This window comes from Pseudomonas sp. FW306-02-D09B (assembly GCF_058782685.1).
Window position 1 is genome coordinate 64,818 of the sequence record NZ_JBYSXY010000018.1, and the last position, 18,855, is coordinate 83,672.

Here is an 18,855-nt window from a genome sequence, read left to right on the forward strand (position 1 = left end):
TGCAGACTGACAGAAGATAAACGCCAACAGGCAGCACTGCAAAGTGCTGCCTGCGCGCGAAACAGCATAGAAGCCTCCGGCGAAATTATTCGCTGGAGAGCAGGTCCATGGTGTGTTTATCCATCATTTCCAATGCACGGCCACCGCCGCGAGCAACGCAGGTCAGCGGGTCTTCGGCGACGATCACCGGCAGACCGGTTTCCTGGGCCAGCAACTTGTCGAGGTCACGCAGCAAGGCGCCACCACCGGTCAGTACCAGGCCACGCTCGGCGATATCCGACGCCAGTTCCGGCGGCGATTGCTCCAGTGCGCTTTTCACGGCCTGAACGATGGTTGCCAGGGACTCTTGCAGAGCTTCCAGCACTTCATTGGAGTTCAGGGTGAATGCACGTGGAACGCCTTCAGCCAGGTTACGGCCGCGAACGTCGACTTCGCGAACTTCACCGCCCGGGTAGGCAGTACCGATTTCCTGTTTGATGCGCTCGGCGGTGGATTCGCCGATCAGGCTGCCGTAGTTGCGACGCACGTAAGTGATGATCGCTTCGTCGAAGCGGTCGCCGCCAACCCGTACGGACTCGGCGTAAACCACACCGTTCAGGGAGATCAGTGCGATTTCAGTGGTACCACCACCGATATCGACGACCATCGAACCGCGCGCTTCTTCAACCGGCAGGCCGGCACCGATCGCAGCAGCCATTGGCTCTTCGATCAGGAACACTTCACGAGCACCGGCACCCAGGGCCGATTCACGGATGGCACGACGCTCGACCTGAGTGGATTTGCATGGAACGCAGATCAGCACACGAGGGCTAGGTTGCAAAAAGCTGTTTTCGTGAACCTTGTTGATAAAATACTGCAGCATCTTTTCGCAGACACTGAAGTCGGCAATAACGCCGTCCTTCATCGGACGAATGGCAGCAATGTTGCCCGGTGTACGGCCGAGCATGCGCTTGGCCTCGGTGCCGACAGCAACGACACTTTTCTGATTACCGTGGGTCCGAATGGCCACAACCGATGGTTCATTCAGGACGATACCGCGCTCGCGCACGTAAATAAGGGTGTTGGCAGTGCCCAGGTCAATGGAAAGATCGCTGGAAAACATGCCACGCAGTTTCTTGAACATGGGAAAGGGACCCTAGGCAACGCGTGGGTAAAAAAGTGCGGCAAACTCTAACAACGACAGGGATTTTGGGCAAGGCGCCAATATGTTAAATTGGCCGCTTTTCTGTGCACCAACCCCCACAATCGCGGCCTTATGACCGTAGAAATGCGGTAGTGTTCCGACAATCTAACACACGGACAGCGTCCGTTCTGTTTTCCACTGGAGAATCCCATGGCGCTTGAACGCTCCGACGTGGAAAAAATCGCTCATCTGGCCTGCCTTGGCCTTAATGATGCCGATCTTCCACACATCACTTCGGCCCTGAACAGCATTCTCGGGCTGGTCGACGAAATGCAGGCTGTCAATACCGACGGTATCGAGCCTCTGGCCCACCCGCTGGAAGCCAGTCAGCGCCTGCGCGCAGACGTCGTGACCGAGTCCAATCATCGCGAGGCCTATCAGTCCATCGCACCAGCGGTCGAAAACGGCCTGTATCTGGTTCCGAAAGTCATCGACTAAAGGGAAAGAGCCTGCAATGCATCAATTGACTCTGGCCGAGATCGCCCGCGGACTCGCCGATAAAAAGTTTTCTTCCGAAGAGCTGACCAAAGTGCTGCTGGCGCGTATCGCCCAGCTCGACCCTCAGCTCAACAGTTTCATCAGCCTCACCGAAGACCTCGCACTCTCGCAGGCGAAAGCCGCTGACGTACGCCGGGCCAATGGTGAGAGCGGCGCCCTGCTCGGTGCGCCGATCGCTCATAAAGACCTGTTCTGCACCCAGGGCATCCGCACCAGCTGCGGCTCGAAGATGCTCGACAACTTCAAGGCGCCGTATGACGCCACCGTGGTCGCCAAGCTGGCCGCTGCCGGGGCCGTGACCCTGGGCAAGACCAACATGGACGAATTCGCCATGGGTTCGGCCAACGAGTCGAGCTACTACGGCGCGGTGAAAAACCCGTGGAACCTTGAGCACGTACCCGGCGGTTCGTCCGGCGGTTCGGCGGCGGCCGTTGCCGCTCGCCTGTTGCCAGCAGCGACGGCCACCGACACCGGCGGTTCTATCCGACAGCCGGCCGCCTTCACCAACCTCACCGGCCTGAAACCGACGTACGGTCGTGTTTCGCGCTGGGGCATGATCGCTTACGCGTCCAGCCTCGATCAGGGTGGCCCATTGGCGCGCACCGCTGAAGACTGCGCGATCCTGCTGCAAGGGATGGCCGGTTTCGACCCGAAAGACTCCACCAGCATCGACGAACCCGTGCCGGACTACAGCGCCGGCCTCAACGGTTCGCTGCAAGGCCTGCGCATCGGCGTGCCGAAGGAATACTTCAGCGCAGGTCTCGACCCGCGTATCGCCGAGTTGATCCACAACAGCGTCAAGGAGCTGGAAAAGCTCGGCGCGGTGGTCAAGGAAATCAGCCTGCCGAACATGCAGCACGCGATTCCTGCGTACTACGTGATCGCCCCGGCCGAAGCCTCCTCCAACCTGTCGCGTTTCGATGGCGTGCGTTTCGGTTATCGCTGCGAAAACCCGAAAGACCTGACCGACCTCTACAAGCGTTCGCGCGGCGAGGGTTTCGGCCCGGAAGTGCAGCGTCGGATCATGGTCGGTGCCTACGCGCTGTCGGCCGGTTACTACGATGCCTACTACCTGAAGGCGCAAAAAATCCGCCGCCTGGTGAAAAACGATTTCATGGCTGCTTTTAATGAAGTCGACATCATCCTCGGCCCAACCACGCCGAACCCGGCCTGGAAACTCGGCGCCAAGAACAGCGACCCGGTCGCTGCGTACCTGGAAGACGTCTACACCATCACCGCCAACCTCGCGGGCCTGCCGGGCCTGTCGATGCCAGCCGGTTTCGTCGATGGTCTGCCGGTTGGCGTGCAATTGCTCGCCCCGTATTTCCAGGAAGGCCGTCTGTTGAACGTCGCCCACCAGTATCAGCTCAACACTGACTGGCACACCCGCACCCCGACAGGCTTCTGAGGAGAAACACATGCAATGGGAAGTCGTGATCGGGCTGGAGATTCATACCCAGCTCGCCACCCAATCGAAGATATTCTCCGGCAGCGCCACCACGTTTGGCTCTGAGCCCAATACCCAGGCCAGCCTGGTAGACCTGGGCATGCCCGGCGTACTGCCGGTGCTGAACCAGGAAGCGGTGCGCATGGCGGTGATGTTCGGCCTGGCGATTGACGCCGAAATCGGCCAGCACAACGTGTTCGCCCGCAAGAACTACTTCTATCCGGACCTGCCGAAGGGCTACCAGATCAGCCAGATGGAGTTGCCGATCGTCGGCAAGGGCCACCTGGACATCCCGCTGGAAGACGGCACGGTCAAACGCGTCGGCATCACCCGCGCGCACCTGGAAGAAGACGCCGGTAAAAGCCTGCATGAAGAATTCAACGGCGCCACCGGCATCGACCTGAACCGTGCCGGCACGCCGTTGCTGGAGATCGTTTCCGAGCCGGACATGCGCAGCGCCAAGGAAGCCGTGGCTTACGTCAAGGCGATCCACGCGCTGGTGCGTTATCTGGGCATCTGCGACGGCAACATGGCCGAAGGTTCGCTGCGTTGCGACTGCAACGTGTCGATCCGTCCAAAAGGCCAGGTCGAGTTCGGCACGCGCTGCGAGATCAAGAACGTCAACTCGTTCCGTTTCATCGAGAAGGCGATCAACACCGAAGTGCGTCGCCAGATCGAACTGATCGAAGACGGCGGCAAGGTGATCCAGCAGACGCGCCTGTACGACCCGAACAAAGACGAAACCCGCGCCATGCGCAGCAAAGAGGAAGCCAACGACTACCGTTACTTCCCCGATCCGGACCTGTTGCCGGTGGTCATCGAGGACTCGTTCCTCAATGACATCCGCGCCACCCTGCCGGAATTGCCACCGCAAAAACGCGAGCGCTTCCAGGAGCAGTTCGGCCTGTCGGTCTACGATGCCAGCGTATTGGCCTCGAGCCGCGAGCAAGCGGACTACTTCGAAAAAGTCGTGAGTATCGCCGGTGACGCCAAACTGGCAGCCAACTGGGTCATGGTCGAACTGGGCAGCCTGCTGAACAAACAGGGCCTGGAAATCGACGAAGCACCGGTCTCGGCCGAACAGTTGGGCGGCATGCTGTTGCGCATCAAGGACAACACCATCTCCGGCAAAATCGCCAAGACTGTGTTCGAAGCCATGGCCAACGGCGAAGGCAGCGCCGACGAGATCATCGACAAGCGCGGCTTGAAGCAGGTCACCGACAGCGGCGCAATCTCGGCCGTACTCGACGAAATGCTCGCAGCCAACGCCGAACAGGTTGAACAGTACCGCGCGGCAGACGAAGCCAAGCGCGGCAAGATGTTCGGCTTCTTCGTGGGTCAGGCGATGAAAGCCTCCAAAGGCAAAGCCAACCCGCAACAGGTCAACGAACTGCTGAAAAGCAAGCTCGAGGGCTGACCGGAATGGAGCCAGCTCTGACTACTGGCTCAATTCCCTGTGGGAGCGGGCTTGTTGTGGCGAGGGGGCTTGCCCCCGTTGGACTGCACAGCAGTCCCAAAACTTGGTGGCACGGTTTATCAGATACAACCGGAATCCAGGTTTTGGGGCTGCTTCGCAACCCAGCGCGGGCAAGCCCGCTCGCCACAATAGGCTCGCTCCCACATTTATTTGGGGAGCTCTTTCAATGAAACGTCTACTTGGCGCGTGCGCCCTGCTCTCTCTACTGGCCGGTTGCGCCAGCACGGATGTCATCGATCCACACGGCTACGACAAGACCGGCGTGGCCTCGTACTACGGCGCCAAACACCAGGGTAAACGCACCGCCAGTGGCGAGCGTTTCAACGCCAATTCTCTGACCGCCGCCCATCGCCAATTACCCTTTGGTACCCGGGTGAAGGTCACCAACCTCAATAACGATAAATCCTGTGTCGTGCGCATCAACGATCGCGGACCACACACCCGTGGGCGCCTGATCGATCTGTCTCGCGAAGCGGCCCAGCGGTTGGGCATGCTGGGCAGTGGCACTGCGCAGGTTCGCGTGCAATCCCTCGACAACTGACAGACGGAGCCCAGGCCATTTTCGGACTTGCCGATTTACCACTGCTCAGCGTGCTGCAACTGTTCAGTGGCCTGGTACTGCTGATCGCCGGCGCCGAGTTACTGGTCCGCGCCGCCGTGCGCCTGGCCGCACGCTTGAAGGTGCGACCGCTGATCATCGGCCTGAGCGTCGTAGCCCTCGGCAGCAGCGCACCGCAAATGGCAATCAGCCTGCAAGCGACGCTGATGCAAAACACCGACATCGCCGTCGGTAGCGTGATTGGCAGCAACATCTTCAACATCCTGGTCACCCTCGGACTCTCGGCGCTGATCATCCCGTTGCGGGTCTCCCGGCAATTGGTGCGCCTGGATATCCCGGTGATGATCGGCGCCAGCCTGCTGGTGTTCGCTCTCGCCTGGAATGAACGACTGACACCGCTCGACGGCACGATTCTGTTAGCTGCGCTGGTGCTGTACCTCGGGTTGTTGCTGCATCAGTCACGGCACTCGGTGCGCCCGCACACCACTCCGGCAGACAGCAACAACGCATCCGGCGCTCCGTGGTTGAGCAGCGTGTTGCTGATGCTCTCGGGGCTGGCGTTGCTGGTGTTTGCCGGGCATCTGTTGCTCAGCGCAGCGGTCGAGGTGGCGACCGACCTCGGCCTGTCAGAACGCATTATCGGTTTGACCATCATTGCCGTCAGCACGTCGCTGCCGGAACTGGCCACCTCGCTGATCGCCGCCCTGCGTGGTCAGCGCGACATCGCCGTGGGCAACGTGATCGGCAGCAATCTGCTCAACCTGCTGGGCGTGCTGGGCGTCACCGCCCTGGTCGCGCCGACACCGCTGTCGGTATCGCCCAACGCACTGGACTTCGACTTGCCGGTGCTGCTGGCGGTCAGCGTGCTGTGTTTACCTATGTTCTATTCAGGCTATCGAATCACCCGCGCCGAAGGCCTGCTGTTTCTGGCCTTGTACCTGGCGTATGGACTGCATGTCGTGTCGTTTACCACGGGCATGCCACTGGCCGGCAAGCTTGAACACCTGATGCTGTTTTTCGTCCTGCCGGCGCTGGTGGCGTTTTTGCTGTTTACGTCACTGCGCGCCTGGCACCGCCAACACCACAAGAGGGAATCGCCATGACCGACAAACCCGGCTCCAGCCAACCGACCGGCATTGAAGTACGGCGCCAGGTCATGGGCGACGCCTTCGTCGACCGTTCCATGGGCAATGCCACCGAGCTGACCCGACCGTTTCAGGAGTTCGTCAACGAACACGCCTGGGGTGCGGTATGGAACCGCGGTGGTCTGGAATTGAAGACCCGCAGCCTGATCACCCTCGCAGCCCTGACCTCACTCAAGTGCCCGCAAGAACTCAAAGGCCACGTGCGTGGCGCGCTGAACAACGGCTGCACGGTCGACGAGATCCGCGAAACGCTGATGCACTGCGCGGTCTACGCCGGCGTGCCAGCAGCGATGGAAGCGTTTCGGGCAGCGCAGGAAGTGATCGACAGTTACCAGAAGTCTGAGTAACAGGCTGGACGAATCCATTGTGGCGAGGGGGCTTGCCCCCGTTGGTCTGCGTAGCAGGCCCATCATGTGCAAATGGGCTCTGTCAGGAAAGTCACTGTCGCCGATTTTACGACCGCTACGCGGCCGAACGGGGCGGTGCGGCGTTCCGGCAAGCCCCCTCGCCACAAGTCCCGGTTTGGCACAGAAGCGGCTAAATCCACCCGCCCCACTGCAACACAAAGATCCCGAGGTTGGTGGTGACCGCCGCCATCAACGTGGTGATGACGATGATCGCCGCCGCCAGTTCATGGTTGCCATTGGCCGCCCGGGCCATGACAAAACTGGCGGCGGCCGTCGGACTGCCGAAGTACAGGAACAAAATCCCCAACTCGGGACCGCGAAAACCCCAGAGCCAGGCCCCCAGCGTGGCCAAAATCGGCAAGCCGATCATCTTCACCAGACTTGAACTCAACGCCAGGTCACCGCTCTTGCGCAACGCCGCCAGCGACAGCGTGCCGCCAATGCAGATCAACGCCAGCGGCAAGGTCATCTGCGCCAGGTAGTTGCCGGACGTTTCCAGCCAGCCGGGTAAGCCGATCTTGAAATAGGCGAACGGCGCGGCGGATATCACACTGATGATCAACGGATTGCTGAGCACGCTTTTGCAGATGCTCCAGGGATCGGACTTGATCACCGGGCTGTACACCGCCAGCACGATGGTCGACAGCGTGTTGTAAAACAGGATCACCAGCGCGGCAAGAATCGCCCCGAGGGAAATTCCGTAGTCGCCGTACATGCTCGCCGCCAGCGCCAGGCCGATGACCCCGTTATTGCCGCGAAACGCGCCCTGGGTGTAGATCCCGCGATCCTCGCGCGGGCAACGCCAGATCGCCCAGCCCCAGGCAATGGCGAAACACGCCAGGGTCGCCAGGGCGAAATAGATCAGCAGCGCCGGCTTCAAGGCCGCGTGCAGGTCGGCGTGCACAATCCCGAGAAACAGCAGTGCCGGCATGGTGACGTTGAACACCAATGCCGAGGCGGTGTGGATAAAGTCGTCGTTGATCCAGTTGATGCGCTTGAGCAGAACGCCCAAAAACAACATGGCAAAGACTGGCGCGGTGATGGTCAGCGTTTCGAGAAAGATTGCCAGCATGCCGGGTGAACCTTGAGGGGCGTCGTTAGGGGGCTAATGATAAGCCACTGAAGACGCTGGCGTCTGGTAGACCGCCATCGCGGGCAAGCCTTGCTCCTACAATATTTTTGCCGGGCACAAAACGACGCTACAAAACTTGTAGGAGCAAGGCTGCCCGCGATTGAGGTGACTCGGTCTCAGGTGATGGGCGCCGGGTTGAACAAGGTAATGTCGTTGTGCAGTTTGTGCTGCTCCGCCCAGGTCTGCTTCCTGCCACTGGCCACGTCCAGATAGAAATGGAACAACTCCCAGCCCAATTCCTCGATTGATGCGCGCCCCGTGGCAATCCGCCCCGCATCAATGTCGATCAGATCCGGCCAACGCTGGGCCAGCTCGGTTCGGGTCGAGACCTTGACCACCGGCGCCATCGCCAGGCCATAAGGCGTGCCGCGCCCAGTGGTGAACACGTGCAGGTTCATCCCGGCCGCCAGTTGCAAAGTGCCGCAGACAAAATCACTGGCTGGGGTTGCGCAGAAAATCAGCCCTTTGCGCTTGAACCGTTCGCCCGGGCCGAGCACGCCGTTGATCGCGCTGTTGCCGGATTTGACGATCGAGCCCAGGGATTTCTCGACAATGTTCGACAACCCGCCCTTCTTGTTACCCGGCGTGGTGTTGGCACTGCGATCCGCTTCGCCCTTGGCCAGGTAACGGTCGTACCAGTCCATTTCGCGCACCAGTTCCTGGGCGACTTGCTTGGTTTCTGCCCGCGAAGTCAGCAGATAGATCGCGTCGCGCACTTCAGTGACTTCGGAAAACATCACCGTCGCCCCGGCCCTTAGCAACAAGTCCGAGGCATAACCCAGCGCCGGGTTGGCGGTAATTCCGGAAAACGCATCACTGCCACCGCACTGCATGCCGAGGATCAACTCGGACGCCGGTACGGTTTCGCGGCGACGCAGGTCGAGTTTCTTCAGACGGACTTCGGCCAACGCCATGATCTGTTCGATCATCTCGCCGAAACCGTGACTGGAGTCCTGCAAGCGATACAACCACGGCTCGCTGAGGTCCACCGAGCTGTCGTTCTCGTGCATCACCTGCCCGGCCTGCAATTTCTCGCAGCCCAGGCTGATCACCAACGCTTCGCCGCCCAGGTTCGGGTTGCGTGCCAGGTTGCGCACAGTGCGGATCGGGATGTAGGCGTCGGTGGCGGTAATCGCCACGCCGCAGCCGTAACTATGGGTCAATGCGATCACGTCATCGACGTGCGGGTACTTGGGCAGCAACTCGTCCTTGATGCGCTTGACCGCATGGTCGAGCACCCCGGTGACGCATTGCACGGTAGTGGTGATCCCGAGAATGTTGCGCGTACCGACGGTGCCGTCAGCATTGCGATAACCCTCGAAGGTGAAGCCTTCCAGCGGCGCTTGTGCGGCCGGCACCTCGGTGGACAGCGGCAGGCTGTCCAGCGGCGGTGCGGTGGGCATGCGCAGTTGATCTTCCTTGACCCAACTGCCACGCGGGATCGGCTGCAAGGCGTAACCGATGGTCTGGCCGTAACGGATCACCTGGCCGCCCTCGGGGATATCCTCCAGCGTCACCTTGTGGCTCTGCGGCACGAACTCCACGGTCACCAAGCCGTCCAGGAATTCAGTGCCGGCCGGTACGCCCTGGTCATTGACCACGATCACCACGTTGTCGCGCTCGTGCAGCCGGATGTAGCGCGGCGAGTCGGAATGTTCAATCAACTGCATGACGCCGCTCCTCAGGAATGCGCTTGAGACAATTTGTTAGTCAGTTGGGAGCCATCGGCGGGTGGCTCTTTGAGTACCACGCGCTTGATCGGGCCGACGATCACCAGATAGCTGAACACCGCGACCAGCGCGTTGCAGCCGACAAACACCAGCGCCCATTTGAAGGAGCCGGTGGTACTGATGATGTAGCCAATCACGATCGGTGTAGTGATCGACGCGATATTGCCGAACATGTTGAACAGCCCGCCACTCAAGCCCGCGATCTGTTTTGGCGAGGTATCGGAAACCACCGCCCAACCCAATGCGCCCACACCTTTGCCGAAGAAGGCCAGGGCCATGAAGCCCACGACGATCCATTCAATGTTCACGTAGTTGCAGGCCACAATGCTGGTCGACAGCAACAGCCCACCGATGATCGGCGCCTTGCGGGCGAAGGTCAGCGAGTGGCCCTTGCGCAGCAGATAGTCGGAAATGAGTCCGCCCAGCACCCCACCGATAAACCCGCAGATCGCCGGCAGTGAGGCAATGAAACCGGCTTTGAGAATGGTCATGCCGCGCTCCTGCACCAGGTACACCGGGAACCAGGTCAGGAAGAAATAGGTGATGCCGTTGATGCAGTACTGGCCCAGGTACACGCCAAGCATCATGCGGTTGCTCAGCAGTTGGCGCACGTAATCCCACTTCGGCCCGTCGCTGCGCTTGCCCTGATTCTGATCCATGTCGACCAGACCGCCGTTGTCGGCGATGTGCTTGAACTCGGCGTCATTGATCATCGGGTGCTGGCGCGGACTGTGGATAATTTTCAACCAGATCAGCGAAAACACGATGCCGATCCCGCCCATCACCATAAACACGTGCTGCCAGCCGAAGGTGTAGACGATCCAGCCCATCAGCGGCGCGAAGATCACCGTGGCGAAGTATTGCGCCGAGTTGAAGATCGCCGAGGCGGTCCCGCGTTCGGCGGTTGGAAACCAGGCCGCAACGATGCGTGCATTACCGGGGAAGGATGGCGCTTCGGCCAGGCCCACCAGGAAGCGCAACATGAACAGCGCGACGATGGCGGTGGAGACACCGAACTCACCGACATAGCCTTGCAGCACGGTGAACAGCGACCAGGTGAAGATGCTCAGGGCATAGACTTTTTTCGAACCGAAGCGGTCGAGCAGCCAGCCGCCGGGGATCTGACCGGCGACGTAGGCCCAACCGAATGCAGAGAAAATGTAGCCGAGGGTGACGGCGTCGATGCCCAGGTCCTTTTGCAGGCTGGAGCCGGCAATGGCGATGGTGGCACGGTCGGCGTAGTTGATCGTGGTCACCAGAAACAGCATGAGCAGGATTAAATAGCGGACGTGGGTCGGCTTGGTCGCTTGCATGTAGATGTACTCCCACTAATTATTTTTTTTGCGGGTAATCGTTTTGATTTTTGCTTTCTGTGGGAGCGAGCGTGCTCCCACAGAAAACGGTGTTGCGTGTTACGAACCGATATAGGACGTCTTCACCACGGTGTAGAACTCCTGCGCGTAGCGACCTTGCTCCCGCGATCCATAGGATGAACCTTTTCGGCCACCAAAAGGCACGTGATAATCGACACCGGCAGTCGGCAGGTTGACCATCACCATCCCGGCCTGGGAGTGGCGCTTGAAGTGGTTGGCGTACTTCAGCGAGGTGGTGGCGATACCCGCCGACAAACCGAACTCGGTGTCGTTGGCCATCGCCAGCGCCGCGTCGTAATCGGCCACCCGAACGATGTTCGCCACCGGGCCGAAGATCTCTTCGCGGCTGATACGCATGGCCGCTTCGCTGTCGGCAAACAGCGTTGGCGCAAGGTAATAGCCTTCGGTGTCGCAGGTCACCAAACCACCGCCGCTGACCAGTCGCGCACCTTCGGACTGGCCAATGTCGATGTACTTCAAGTCCTGTTCCAGTTGTGTCTGGGAAACCACCGGGCCGATATCGGTAGCGCTTTTCAGGGCATGCCCGACCTTGATCGACTTCATCCGCTCAGCCATGGCCTCGACAAATTTGTCGTGAATCCCGGCGGTGACAATCAAGCGGCTCGAGGCCGTGCAACGCTGGCCAGTGGAATAAAACGCGCTCTGCACCGACAGTTCGACAGCTTGCTTAAGGTCAGCATCGTCGAGAATGATCTGCGGGTTCTTGCCGCCCATTTCCAACTGCACCTTGGCCTGACGCGACACACAGTTGACCGCGATCTGCCGGCCTACGCCCACCGAGCCGGTGAAGCTGATGCCATCGACTTTCGGGCTGTTGACCATGGCGTCGCCGATCACTCGACCGCTGCCCATCACCAGATTGAACACCCCGGCCGGGAAACCGGCACGGGAAATGATTTCAGCCAGGGCCCAGGCGCAACCGGGCACCAGTTCTGCCGGCTTGAGCACCACGCAGTTGCCGTAGGCCAAGGCCGGGGCGATTTTCCACGCCGGGATCGCAATCGGGAAGTTCCACGGCGTGATCAAACCCACCACGCCAAGGGCTTCGCGGGTGACTTCGACGTTGACGCCAGGACGCACCGACGGCAGGTAATCGCCGGACAAGCGCAGGCACTCACCCGCAAAGAACTTGAAGATGTTGCCGGCGCGAGACACTTCGCCGATGGCTTCGGGCAGGGTCTTGCCCTCCTCCCGCGCCAGCAAGGTGCCGAGTTCTTCGCGACGCACGAGGATTTCGCTGCCGACTTTATCCAGCGCATCGCTACGGGCCTGAATGCCAGAGGTCGACCAGGCCGGGAATGCAGCACGAGCGGCGTCGATGGCGGCGTTCACCTGAGCCAGGTCAGCCTTGGCGTATTCGCCAATGACATCGGACAACTCGGACGGGTTGATATTGGTCGAGTACTCGGCACCCGCGACCCATTGGCCGCCAATGAAGTTGTCGAATCGTTTTACGTCTGCCACAGCGCTTTCCCCTTAACAGAAGTTCTTACACAAAAAGCCGCCGATTGCTCAGCGGCCCTGGTTGATTCAGCGGGTTATTGCGCGCCTTGCTTGTCCATCAACGCCGCGAGCATTTCGAACTCTTCCGGCGTCAGGTCAGTCAGCGGGGTACGTACGGGACCGGCATCGTAGCCGGCGATTTTCGCGCCCGCCTTGACGATGCTCACCGCGTAACCGGCCTTGCGGTTACGGATGTCCAGGTAAGGCAGGAAGAAGTCATCGATCAGTTTGCCGACGGTAGCGTGATCGTCGCGGGCGATGGCGTGGTAGAAGTCCATCGCCATTTTCGGCAGGAAGTTGAACACCGCCGAGGAATAGACCGGAACGCCCAGCGCCTTATAAGCCGCGGCATAGACTTCGGCAGTCGGCAGACCACCCAGGTAGCTGAAGCGATCACCGAGACGGCGACGGATCGACACCATCAACTCGATATCACCCAGGCCATCCTTGTAGCCGATCAGATTCGGGCAGCGTTCAGCTAGGCGTTCCAGCAGCGGCGCGGTCAAGCGGCAGACATTGCGGTTGTAGACGATTACACCGATCTTGACCGATTTGCACACGGCTTCAACGTGAGCGGCAACGCCGTCCTGACTGGCTTCAGTCAAGTAGTGCGGCAGCAGCAGCAAGCCTTTGGCGCCCAGGCGCTCGGCTTCTTGAGCGTATTCGATGGCCTGACGGGTCGAACCACCGACACCGGCCAGAATCGGCACGCTGCTGGCGCAGGTGTCTACAGCCGTCTTGATCACTTCAGAATATTCGCTGGCCGCCAGGGAGAAGAACTCACCGGTGCCGCCTGCGGCGAACAAGGCCGAAGCGCCGTATGGGGCCAGCCATTCGAGACGTTTGATATAGCCCGCGCGATGGAAATCGCCCTGAGCATTGAAATCGGTAACCGGGAAGGACAGCAAACCGGAGGAGAGGATGGACTTCAGTTCTTGTGGATTCATTATTCGAACACCCTGGACGCACGTTGTGATGAGAAAACCTGCTCAGCTCTCGCCGAAGTTGTAAGTCATCGTACAACTTAAAATACGACCGTCAACTGCATTTCATCGCCAGATGGAAAATCCGGGTAAGAAAAAGCACTTCCTTGACGTAGGAGATTTTGCAGCTATGCTCGACAACAACTGTATATACATACAGTTATTAGAGACGCAACCTACGACATATCAAGGAGCTAGAAATGTCAGGTCTACACACCCAATCGCAGGAAAACCTCAATCATGACGACCGGATCATTGCCGATCTGGATCAGCTGTTCAGCGAACGTGGCATTGCCATTTCCGGTGACGGCGATCACCTGATACTGCTGACTCACAGTCAACACAGCCCCAAACATCACGCACCTGATCTGGCTGGAAAATCGCTGAACACCGAGCCTGCACCGCGCTTCGAAGGCGGCGAACACACCGCCATCGGCGATGCCACCCTGCTGCGCTTCGTCAAGGACGCACCGGCCATTGCGGCCTGGCAAGTGCCATTGCACCTGCCCAATGGCCTGGCACTGAGCTACGGCCAAATCGTTTCGCTAGGCGGTGATTTCTACGGCATTCCCGACCAGCCAATCTGCGATGGCGCGACCCCGGTTGATCGCATCCAGCGTTTTACTGCCGCGTTCAACTCACTGGCCGTACTGCCGGCGTCACGAGCAGAAGCCGGGTTGATTCTCGGCGTGATGCAGAAGGAAATCGCTGCCGCCAATCAGGCGATCAGGGACGGCAAACAACCCCACGAGGCCTACGACGCACTCGGTGATACGTTGTCCGAAGAGTGGAACAAAATCACCGGCGGCGGCAGTTTCGTCTCAGCACTGTTCCCCTTGGGGCGCTATCTGAAACTGGCGGCGAACAACGCCGACCACTTCGGTGAATGGGCGTTGCTGGCGTACATCGCCGGGCACACCGCCGCCCTGCAACAGGCCGTTCTGGCCCACAACAGTGGCGATGAAAAGCAGTTGGAACTGGCCTACGCAATGAACGCTTTTGCCGACCATTACCTGACCGACCTGTTCTCTGCCGGCCATCTGCGAATCCCGCGCAAACAACTGGCAGCAGCGGTTACGCCGAGTGACCTGGGTTCGCTGATCACCCGTTTCATGCACGACGAAGACAGCAAATACGGCCTCAACGTGAACAACGCCAACGGTGATCAGTGGCATGCCTACGGCGACAAACGCTACTTCGACTCGGTCGACAGCGCCAACCGCAAACAGGTCAAACTCGCGGTCCAGCGCTCGGCCGACGAAGTCTTCGGGACCTTCCTCAGCGGTTCACTGCCCGCGCCTTCCAGCTACGTTGCGCTGAAGTATCTGCCTGACCTCAACGCCGTGAAAAAACCGGCGGGCAACTTCTCCGGGTTATTTGTTCTGGATGGCAACAAGGTGCTGCGTCGCAGCGACGTCAACAACCTCAACGACAGCAGCCGGATCGACAACTGGTGGGGCTGGAGCACCTACTTGCTGCTCAAGGACTACACACCGAACAAACCGACCGGCTACCTGGAATCCCCCGCCATCGCACCGACGATCCAGGCTGACGGCTGGCAGAGCCAAACACCCGGCGAACCCAACTGGTTGCCAGGCAATGCCGTGCGTTACGCCTTCAGCTACACCAACGGCTTGAATGAGTCCTACATCGGCCCCTGGTCGAATTACGCGGAGTTGAGCGAACGCTTTCAGCCAACGCTGAACGTGCCGGGCAACGGCGCCTCACGCAACATTTTCCGCCAGTTTCGCGGTGGCTCACCCGAGCTGATCGGCTCGATCGACGCGCACACCAGCACCTTCATTGACCGCAACGCCTGATAAGGAAATCACCGATGACTATCAACCTGACACTCGAACTGGCCTCGGGCCAATCCCTCAACGGCGCACCGCTGGAACTGCTGGCCAATGGCGTGCCGGTTGCACGGGCAGTTGTGGATGAAAAGGGAAACGTAGCGTTTAACGCCAAACCCGGAGTCGGGAAACTGGCGGTGAGGGTGGATCGTTCGATCCTCAAGACTGGCTGAAGTTATAGTGAGATAGCTGGCGGCCCCTTCGCGGGCTTGCTCGCGAAGACAATCTGCCAGGCAACACCGTTCTTGCAACCGGACCTCCGAATACCTACCACTCGTCGAACCTGTAATTTCTGACAGTAGGCGGGCTTAGTCGGCTGTGACTTAAATAGCTCGGGAGTTAGCAAACCGGCTCCTTTAGCGCAGCGCTCAACGCCGCGCTTATCAAACGGTTTGAAATATCGTTAAAGGGATTTTGATCATGACCGCACAACAGAAGGTTCTGCTTGCCCCCCCCGCCCTTAAAGAAGCCCAAGAAGGGGTGCTTTACGTTCACAACTTGATAGACCCGGCCCACGGATTGGTTCCGTCGTATGCAAACATGGTGGCAGGCCAGACAGTCAAGTTTACCGTTCAACCCTCTTACGGCAATCATTGGAGCGCAGTGCACGTTGTAACTGCTGCGGAGGTGGGAAAAAATATTACTGTCGCCATCCCGAAACACGTCTTTGAAAAGAACCTCGTTGCAGGCGCCACTGCCAAACTGCATTACAGCGTCGTTGACCAATCCGGCAATGTGGTCGTATCCCCAGTCTTGACCATCAAAGTCAAAGAATAACCCCTCCCGCCTCAGCGCTGCGCTTCTGCCTCTTCATGGGCATGGCGCAGTCGATCACGGCTGTTGGTCAGGTGCAGGCGCATGGCTGCGCGGGCTGCGTCCGAATCCTGGCGGGCGATGGCGTCGTAGATTTCTTCGTGTTCACGCGCCAGACGATTCATGTAGTGCTGCTGGTCATCGTGGGCCAGCCGCGCAGAATTGAGCCGGGTACGCGGAATGATGCTGGTGCCCAAGTGGGTCATGATGTCGGTGAAGTAGCGGTTGCCGGTGGCCAGGGCAATCTGCAAATGGAACTGGAAGTCCGATGCCACCGCATCGCCGGCGTGGGCCGCGCTTTCGTTGAGGGCATCCAGAGCTGCGCGCATCAAGGCCAACTGTTCGGGGCTGCGGCGTTGCGCGGCCAAACCTGCGGACTCCACTTCCAGGCTTATGCGCAACTCCAGGATCGCCAGCACATCGCGCAAGGTCACCACGGTCGCCGGATCGATGCGAAAGCCGCTTGGGCTCGGCGTGTCGAGCACAAACGTGCCGATGCCATGACGGGTTTCAACCTGCCCCGCCGCCTGCAAACGCGATATCGCTTCACGCACCACGGTGCGGCTGACGCCATGGGCCTCCATGATCGCCGACTCGGTGGGCAACTTGTCGCCACGCTTGAGCATGCCGTCGCGAATCTGCTCGGACAGCACCGTAACCAGTTCCTGCGCGAGGCTGCGGCGCTTGCGCGGAAGACGGGGGGCGTCGATCGGGTTTTCCATGGTGAACATCAGTCTCAGGCAAACGGTGGTGAACGCATCATAGCGCAGCGCAGTTGTACGATCACTGCCGGTGAACTTCGCCCCGTAGAAGCAAGGCTTGCCCGCGATGAACGATGATGCGGTTTATCAGAGAGACCGCATCAAGACCATCGCGGGCAAGCCTTGCTCCTACGGCAAGCGAGACGGTGTTTACGCGGTAACGGTCTGCTCCAGCAGATGGCCGCTGTCGATCCGCACATGCCGTGGATGGAAACGTTTCAGGCTGCTGCGATGGCCGACGCTGACGATGCTCAGGCCTGGCAAGTGATCGATCAGTGCCTGATACAGCGACGCTTCATCTTCTTCGTCCATCGCCGAGGTCGCTTCGTCCATGTACAGCCATTGCGGCGCGTAGAGCAGCGCTCGGGCAAACGCCAGACGTTGCTGCTCACCCGGTGAGAGCATTCGCTGCCAGTGATTGGCTTCGTCGAGGCGGGAAACCAGATGCGGCAAACGGCAGGTTTCCAGCACGCGCACGTAGTGCTCGTGCGTGTAGGTGTCGCCGGCCTGTGGATAACTCAGGGCGTCACGCAGGCTGCCAATCGGTAGATACGGCTTTTGCGGGAGGAACAGATAACGCGCAGCCGGCAGTCGGATATTGCCGTGGCCTGCAGGCCAAAGGTGCCCCATCGCCCGCAGCAAGGTGGATTTGCCACTGCCGGAACGACCGCTGAGCATGACGCGCTCGCCCGCCTCTACCGTCATGTCGGCATTAGTCAGCAAGTGACGACCGTCGGCCAGGTCCAGCCCCAGGTTGTGGATCTTCAGCTCCGAGCCCTGATTCTGCACGTCGATGGCCGGCTGGCGCTCTTCGTTTTCGCTCATGGCCTGACGGAAACTCAGCAAACGGTCGCAGGTGGCGCGCCACGAGGCGAGTTCCTGGTACGCACTGATGAACCAGCTGAAACTCTCCTGCACGTTGCCGAAGGCCGAGCTGATTTGCATCAGCTCACCGAGTTCGATCTTGCCGGCAAAGTAGCGCGGCGCGGCGACCATGAACGGGAAGATAATCGCGATCTGGCCGTAACCGGAGGTAAAGAAGGTCAGGCGCTTGGACACTTTCATGATGTCCCAGAAGTTGTGCCAGACCCTGCCAAACCGTGTGCTCAAGCGCTGATGTTCGTTCGGTTCGCCGTTGTACAGGGCGATACTCTCGGCGTTTTCACGCACCCGGACCATGGAAAAACGCAGGTCGGCTTCGAAGCGTTGTTGTTGGTTATTCAGACCGATCAAGCGGCGACCGATCAAATGCGTCAGCCAGCTGCCAACCGCCGCATAGACCAGCACGCACCAGAACATGTAGCCGGGAATGGTAAAGCCAAACACCTCGATACTGCCCGACACACCCCACAGGATGATCGAGAACGACACCAGGTTGACGATATTGCGGATCAGGCCCAGCCCCAAAGCCAGGGTGTTGGACGTGAAGTTGTTAAGGTCTTCGGAAATCCGCTGGTCCGGGTTATCGGTGTAACCGCCCTGCTCCAGCTGATAGTAGTTCTTGTCGCCGAGCCAACGGGCGAAGTGCTTCTCGGTGAGCCAGGCCCGCCAGCGAATAGTCAGCATCTGGGTCAGGTAGAGCCGGTACACCGCACCGACAATCGCCACCGCGGCAATCGCGCTGAAATACAGGATCAGATGCCAGAACGCCGCTTCGTCCTTCTTTTGCAGGGCGTTGTAGAAGTCCTTGTACCAGGTGTTGAACCACACCGAGATCCCCACGCTGATCAGCGACAGCACGATCACTGCGATCAGCAGTGCCCAGGCGGTACCCTTCTCTTCACTGCGCCAGTACGGCGTGATCATCTGCCAGACACGGCGAAAAAACTGCCCGCGCACACTGTCGTTGACCGCGGAATATTCAGCGTTCTGATTCATGGTTCAGACTCGATAAAGAAAAGAACAGGCACAAGCCGATCATAGATGATCGGCTCGGGTTGTCGCGAGGTCTGGCGATAACCGTTCAGCGC

At 59.7% G+C, this 18,855-nt stretch carries 17 protein-coding genes; 9 read left to right on the forward strand and 8 right to left on the reverse strand.

Going from position 1 to position 18,855, the window contains the following annotated elements; translation table 11 throughout:
- Window positions 1-85 precede the first annotated feature (85 nt).
- Window positions 86-1,123 carry a rod shape-determining protein MreB gene (gene mreB, locus AC3WK5_RS24725; protein WP_002555108.1) on the reverse strand — a complete coding sequence of 346 codons (1,038 nt, stop codon included), beginning with the start codon at window positions 1,121-1,123 and terminating at the stop codon, window positions 86-88.
- 210 nt (window positions 1,124-1,333) lie between these two features.
- On the opposite strand from mreB, the gene gatC reads away from it, so the two are divergent.
- The 6 genes from gatC (at window position 1,334) to AC3WK5_RS24755 (ending at window position 6,656) form a co-directional block, all read left to right on the forward strand.
- Window positions 1,334-1,621, forward strand: a complete 288-nt coding sequence (gene gatC / locus AC3WK5_RS24730; RefSeq protein WP_007915356.1) for an Asp-tRNA(Asn)/Glu-tRNA(Gln) amidotransferase subunit GatC — start codon at window positions 1,334-1,336, stop codon at window positions 1,619-1,621.
- Between the two features lie 16 nt (window positions 1,622-1,637).
- The gene (gatA, locus tag AC3WK5_RS24735; RefSeq protein WP_054594006.1) at window positions 1,638-3,089 is read left to right on the forward strand and encodes an Asp-tRNA(Asn)/Glu-tRNA(Gln) amidotransferase subunit GatA; all 1,452 of its coding nucleotides are present in this window, start codon (window positions 1,638-1,640) and stop codon (window positions 3,087-3,089) included.
- 10 nt (window positions 3,090-3,099) lie between these two features.
- Window positions 3,100-4,545: an Asp-tRNA(Asn)/Glu-tRNA(Gln) amidotransferase subunit GatB gene (gene gatB / locus AC3WK5_RS24740; RefSeq protein WP_054594007.1), complete on the forward strand. Its 1,446-nt coding sequence runs from the start codon at window positions 3,100-3,102 to the stop codon at window positions 4,543-4,545.
- 226 nt (window positions 4,546-4,771) lie between these two features.
- A complete protein-coding gene (locus AC3WK5_RS24745) occupies window positions 4,772-5,146 on the forward strand; it encodes a septal ring lytic transglycosylase RlpA family protein (protein WP_103315770.1) in 375 nt (124 codons plus the stop codon).
- A gap of 50 nt (window positions 5,147-5,196) precedes the next feature.
- Window positions 5,197-6,267: a calcium/sodium antiporter gene (locus AC3WK5_RS24750; RefSeq protein ID WP_103315771.1), complete on the forward strand. Its 1,071-nt coding sequence runs from the start codon at window positions 5,197-5,199 to the stop codon at window positions 6,265-6,267.
- The gene (locus AC3WK5_RS24755; protein WP_054594010.1) at window positions 6,264-6,656 is read left to right on the forward strand and encodes a carboxymuconolactone decarboxylase family protein; all 393 of its coding nucleotides are present in this window, start codon (window positions 6,264-6,266) and stop codon (window positions 6,654-6,656) included. Before AC3WK5_RS24750 ends, AC3WK5_RS24755 begins: the two co-directional genes overlap by 4 nt.
- Before the next feature lie 190 nt (window positions 6,657-6,846).
- Here AC3WK5_RS24755 and AC3WK5_RS24760 read toward each other — a convergent pair whose 3' ends face one another.
- The 5 genes from AC3WK5_RS24760 to kdgD all read right to left on the reverse strand — a co-directional run bounded on the left by AC3WK5_RS24760 (window position 6,847) and on the right by kdgD (window position 13,422).
- Window positions 6,847-7,788, reverse strand: coding sequence for an AEC family transporter (locus tag AC3WK5_RS24760; RefSeq protein WP_103315772.1), 942 nt, complete (start codon window positions 7,786-7,788; stop codon window positions 6,847-6,849).
- A 176-nt stretch (window positions 7,789-7,964) separates the two neighbouring features.
- On the reverse strand, window positions 7,965-9,518 hold the full coding sequence (garD, locus tag AC3WK5_RS24765; RefSeq protein WP_103315773.1) for a galactarate dehydratase: 1,554 nt from the start codon (window positions 9,516-9,518) through the stop codon (window positions 7,965-7,967).
- An 11-nt stretch (window positions 9,519-9,529) separates the two neighbouring features.
- Window positions 9,530-10,891, reverse strand: coding sequence for an MFS transporter (locus tag AC3WK5_RS24770; protein WP_103315774.1), 1,362 nt, complete (start codon window positions 10,889-10,891; stop codon window positions 9,530-9,532).
- A gap of 99 nt (window positions 10,892-10,990) precedes the next feature.
- Window positions 10,991-12,436: an aldehyde dehydrogenase family protein gene (locus AC3WK5_RS24775; protein ID WP_103315775.1), complete on the reverse strand. Its 1,446-nt coding sequence runs from the start codon at window positions 12,434-12,436 to the stop codon at window positions 10,991-10,993.
- Between the two features lie 74 nt (window positions 12,437-12,510).
- The gene (gene kdgD, locus AC3WK5_RS24780) at window positions 12,511-13,422 is read right to left on the reverse strand and encodes a 5-dehydro-4-deoxyglucarate dehydratase (RefSeq protein WP_054594015.1); all 912 of its coding nucleotides are present in this window, start codon (window positions 13,420-13,422) and stop codon (window positions 12,511-12,513) included.
- Window positions 13,423-13,658: 236 nt separating this feature from the next.
- On the opposite strand from kdgD, the gene AC3WK5_RS24785 reads away from it, so the two are divergent.
- The 3 genes from AC3WK5_RS24785 (at window position 13,659) to AC3WK5_RS24795 (ending at window position 16,088) form a co-directional block, all read left to right on the forward strand.
- Window positions 13,659-15,278 (forward strand): phospholipase, encoded by a 1,620-nt coding sequence (locus AC3WK5_RS24785; RefSeq protein WP_103315776.1) that lies wholly within the window; start codon window positions 13,659-13,661, stop codon window positions 15,276-15,278.
- A 14-nt stretch (window positions 15,279-15,292) separates the two neighbouring features.
- The gene (locus AC3WK5_RS24790; RefSeq protein WP_103315777.1) at window positions 15,293-15,484 is read left to right on the forward strand and encodes a hypothetical protein; all 192 of its coding nucleotides are present in this window, start codon (window positions 15,293-15,295) and stop codon (window positions 15,482-15,484) included.
- Between the two features lie 247 nt (window positions 15,485-15,731).
- Complete coding sequence (locus tag AC3WK5_RS24795) at window positions 15,732-16,088, forward strand: hypothetical protein (RefSeq protein ID WP_103315778.1); 357 nt, start codon at window positions 15,732-15,734, stop codon at window positions 16,086-16,088.
- 11 nt (window positions 16,089-16,099) lie between these two features.
- Here AC3WK5_RS24795 and AC3WK5_RS24800 read toward each other — a convergent pair whose 3' ends face one another.
- Complete coding sequence (locus AC3WK5_RS24800) at window positions 16,100-16,846, reverse strand: FadR/GntR family transcriptional regulator (protein ID WP_177474799.1); 747 nt, start codon at window positions 16,844-16,846, stop codon at window positions 16,100-16,102.
- A 189-nt stretch (window positions 16,847-17,035) separates the two neighbouring features.
- Entirely contained in the window at window positions 17,036-18,763 is a 1,728-nt protein-coding gene (locus AC3WK5_RS24805) for an ABC transporter ATP-binding protein/permease (protein ID WP_103315780.1), read from the reverse strand.
- Window positions 18,764-18,855: the final 92 nt, after the last annotated feature.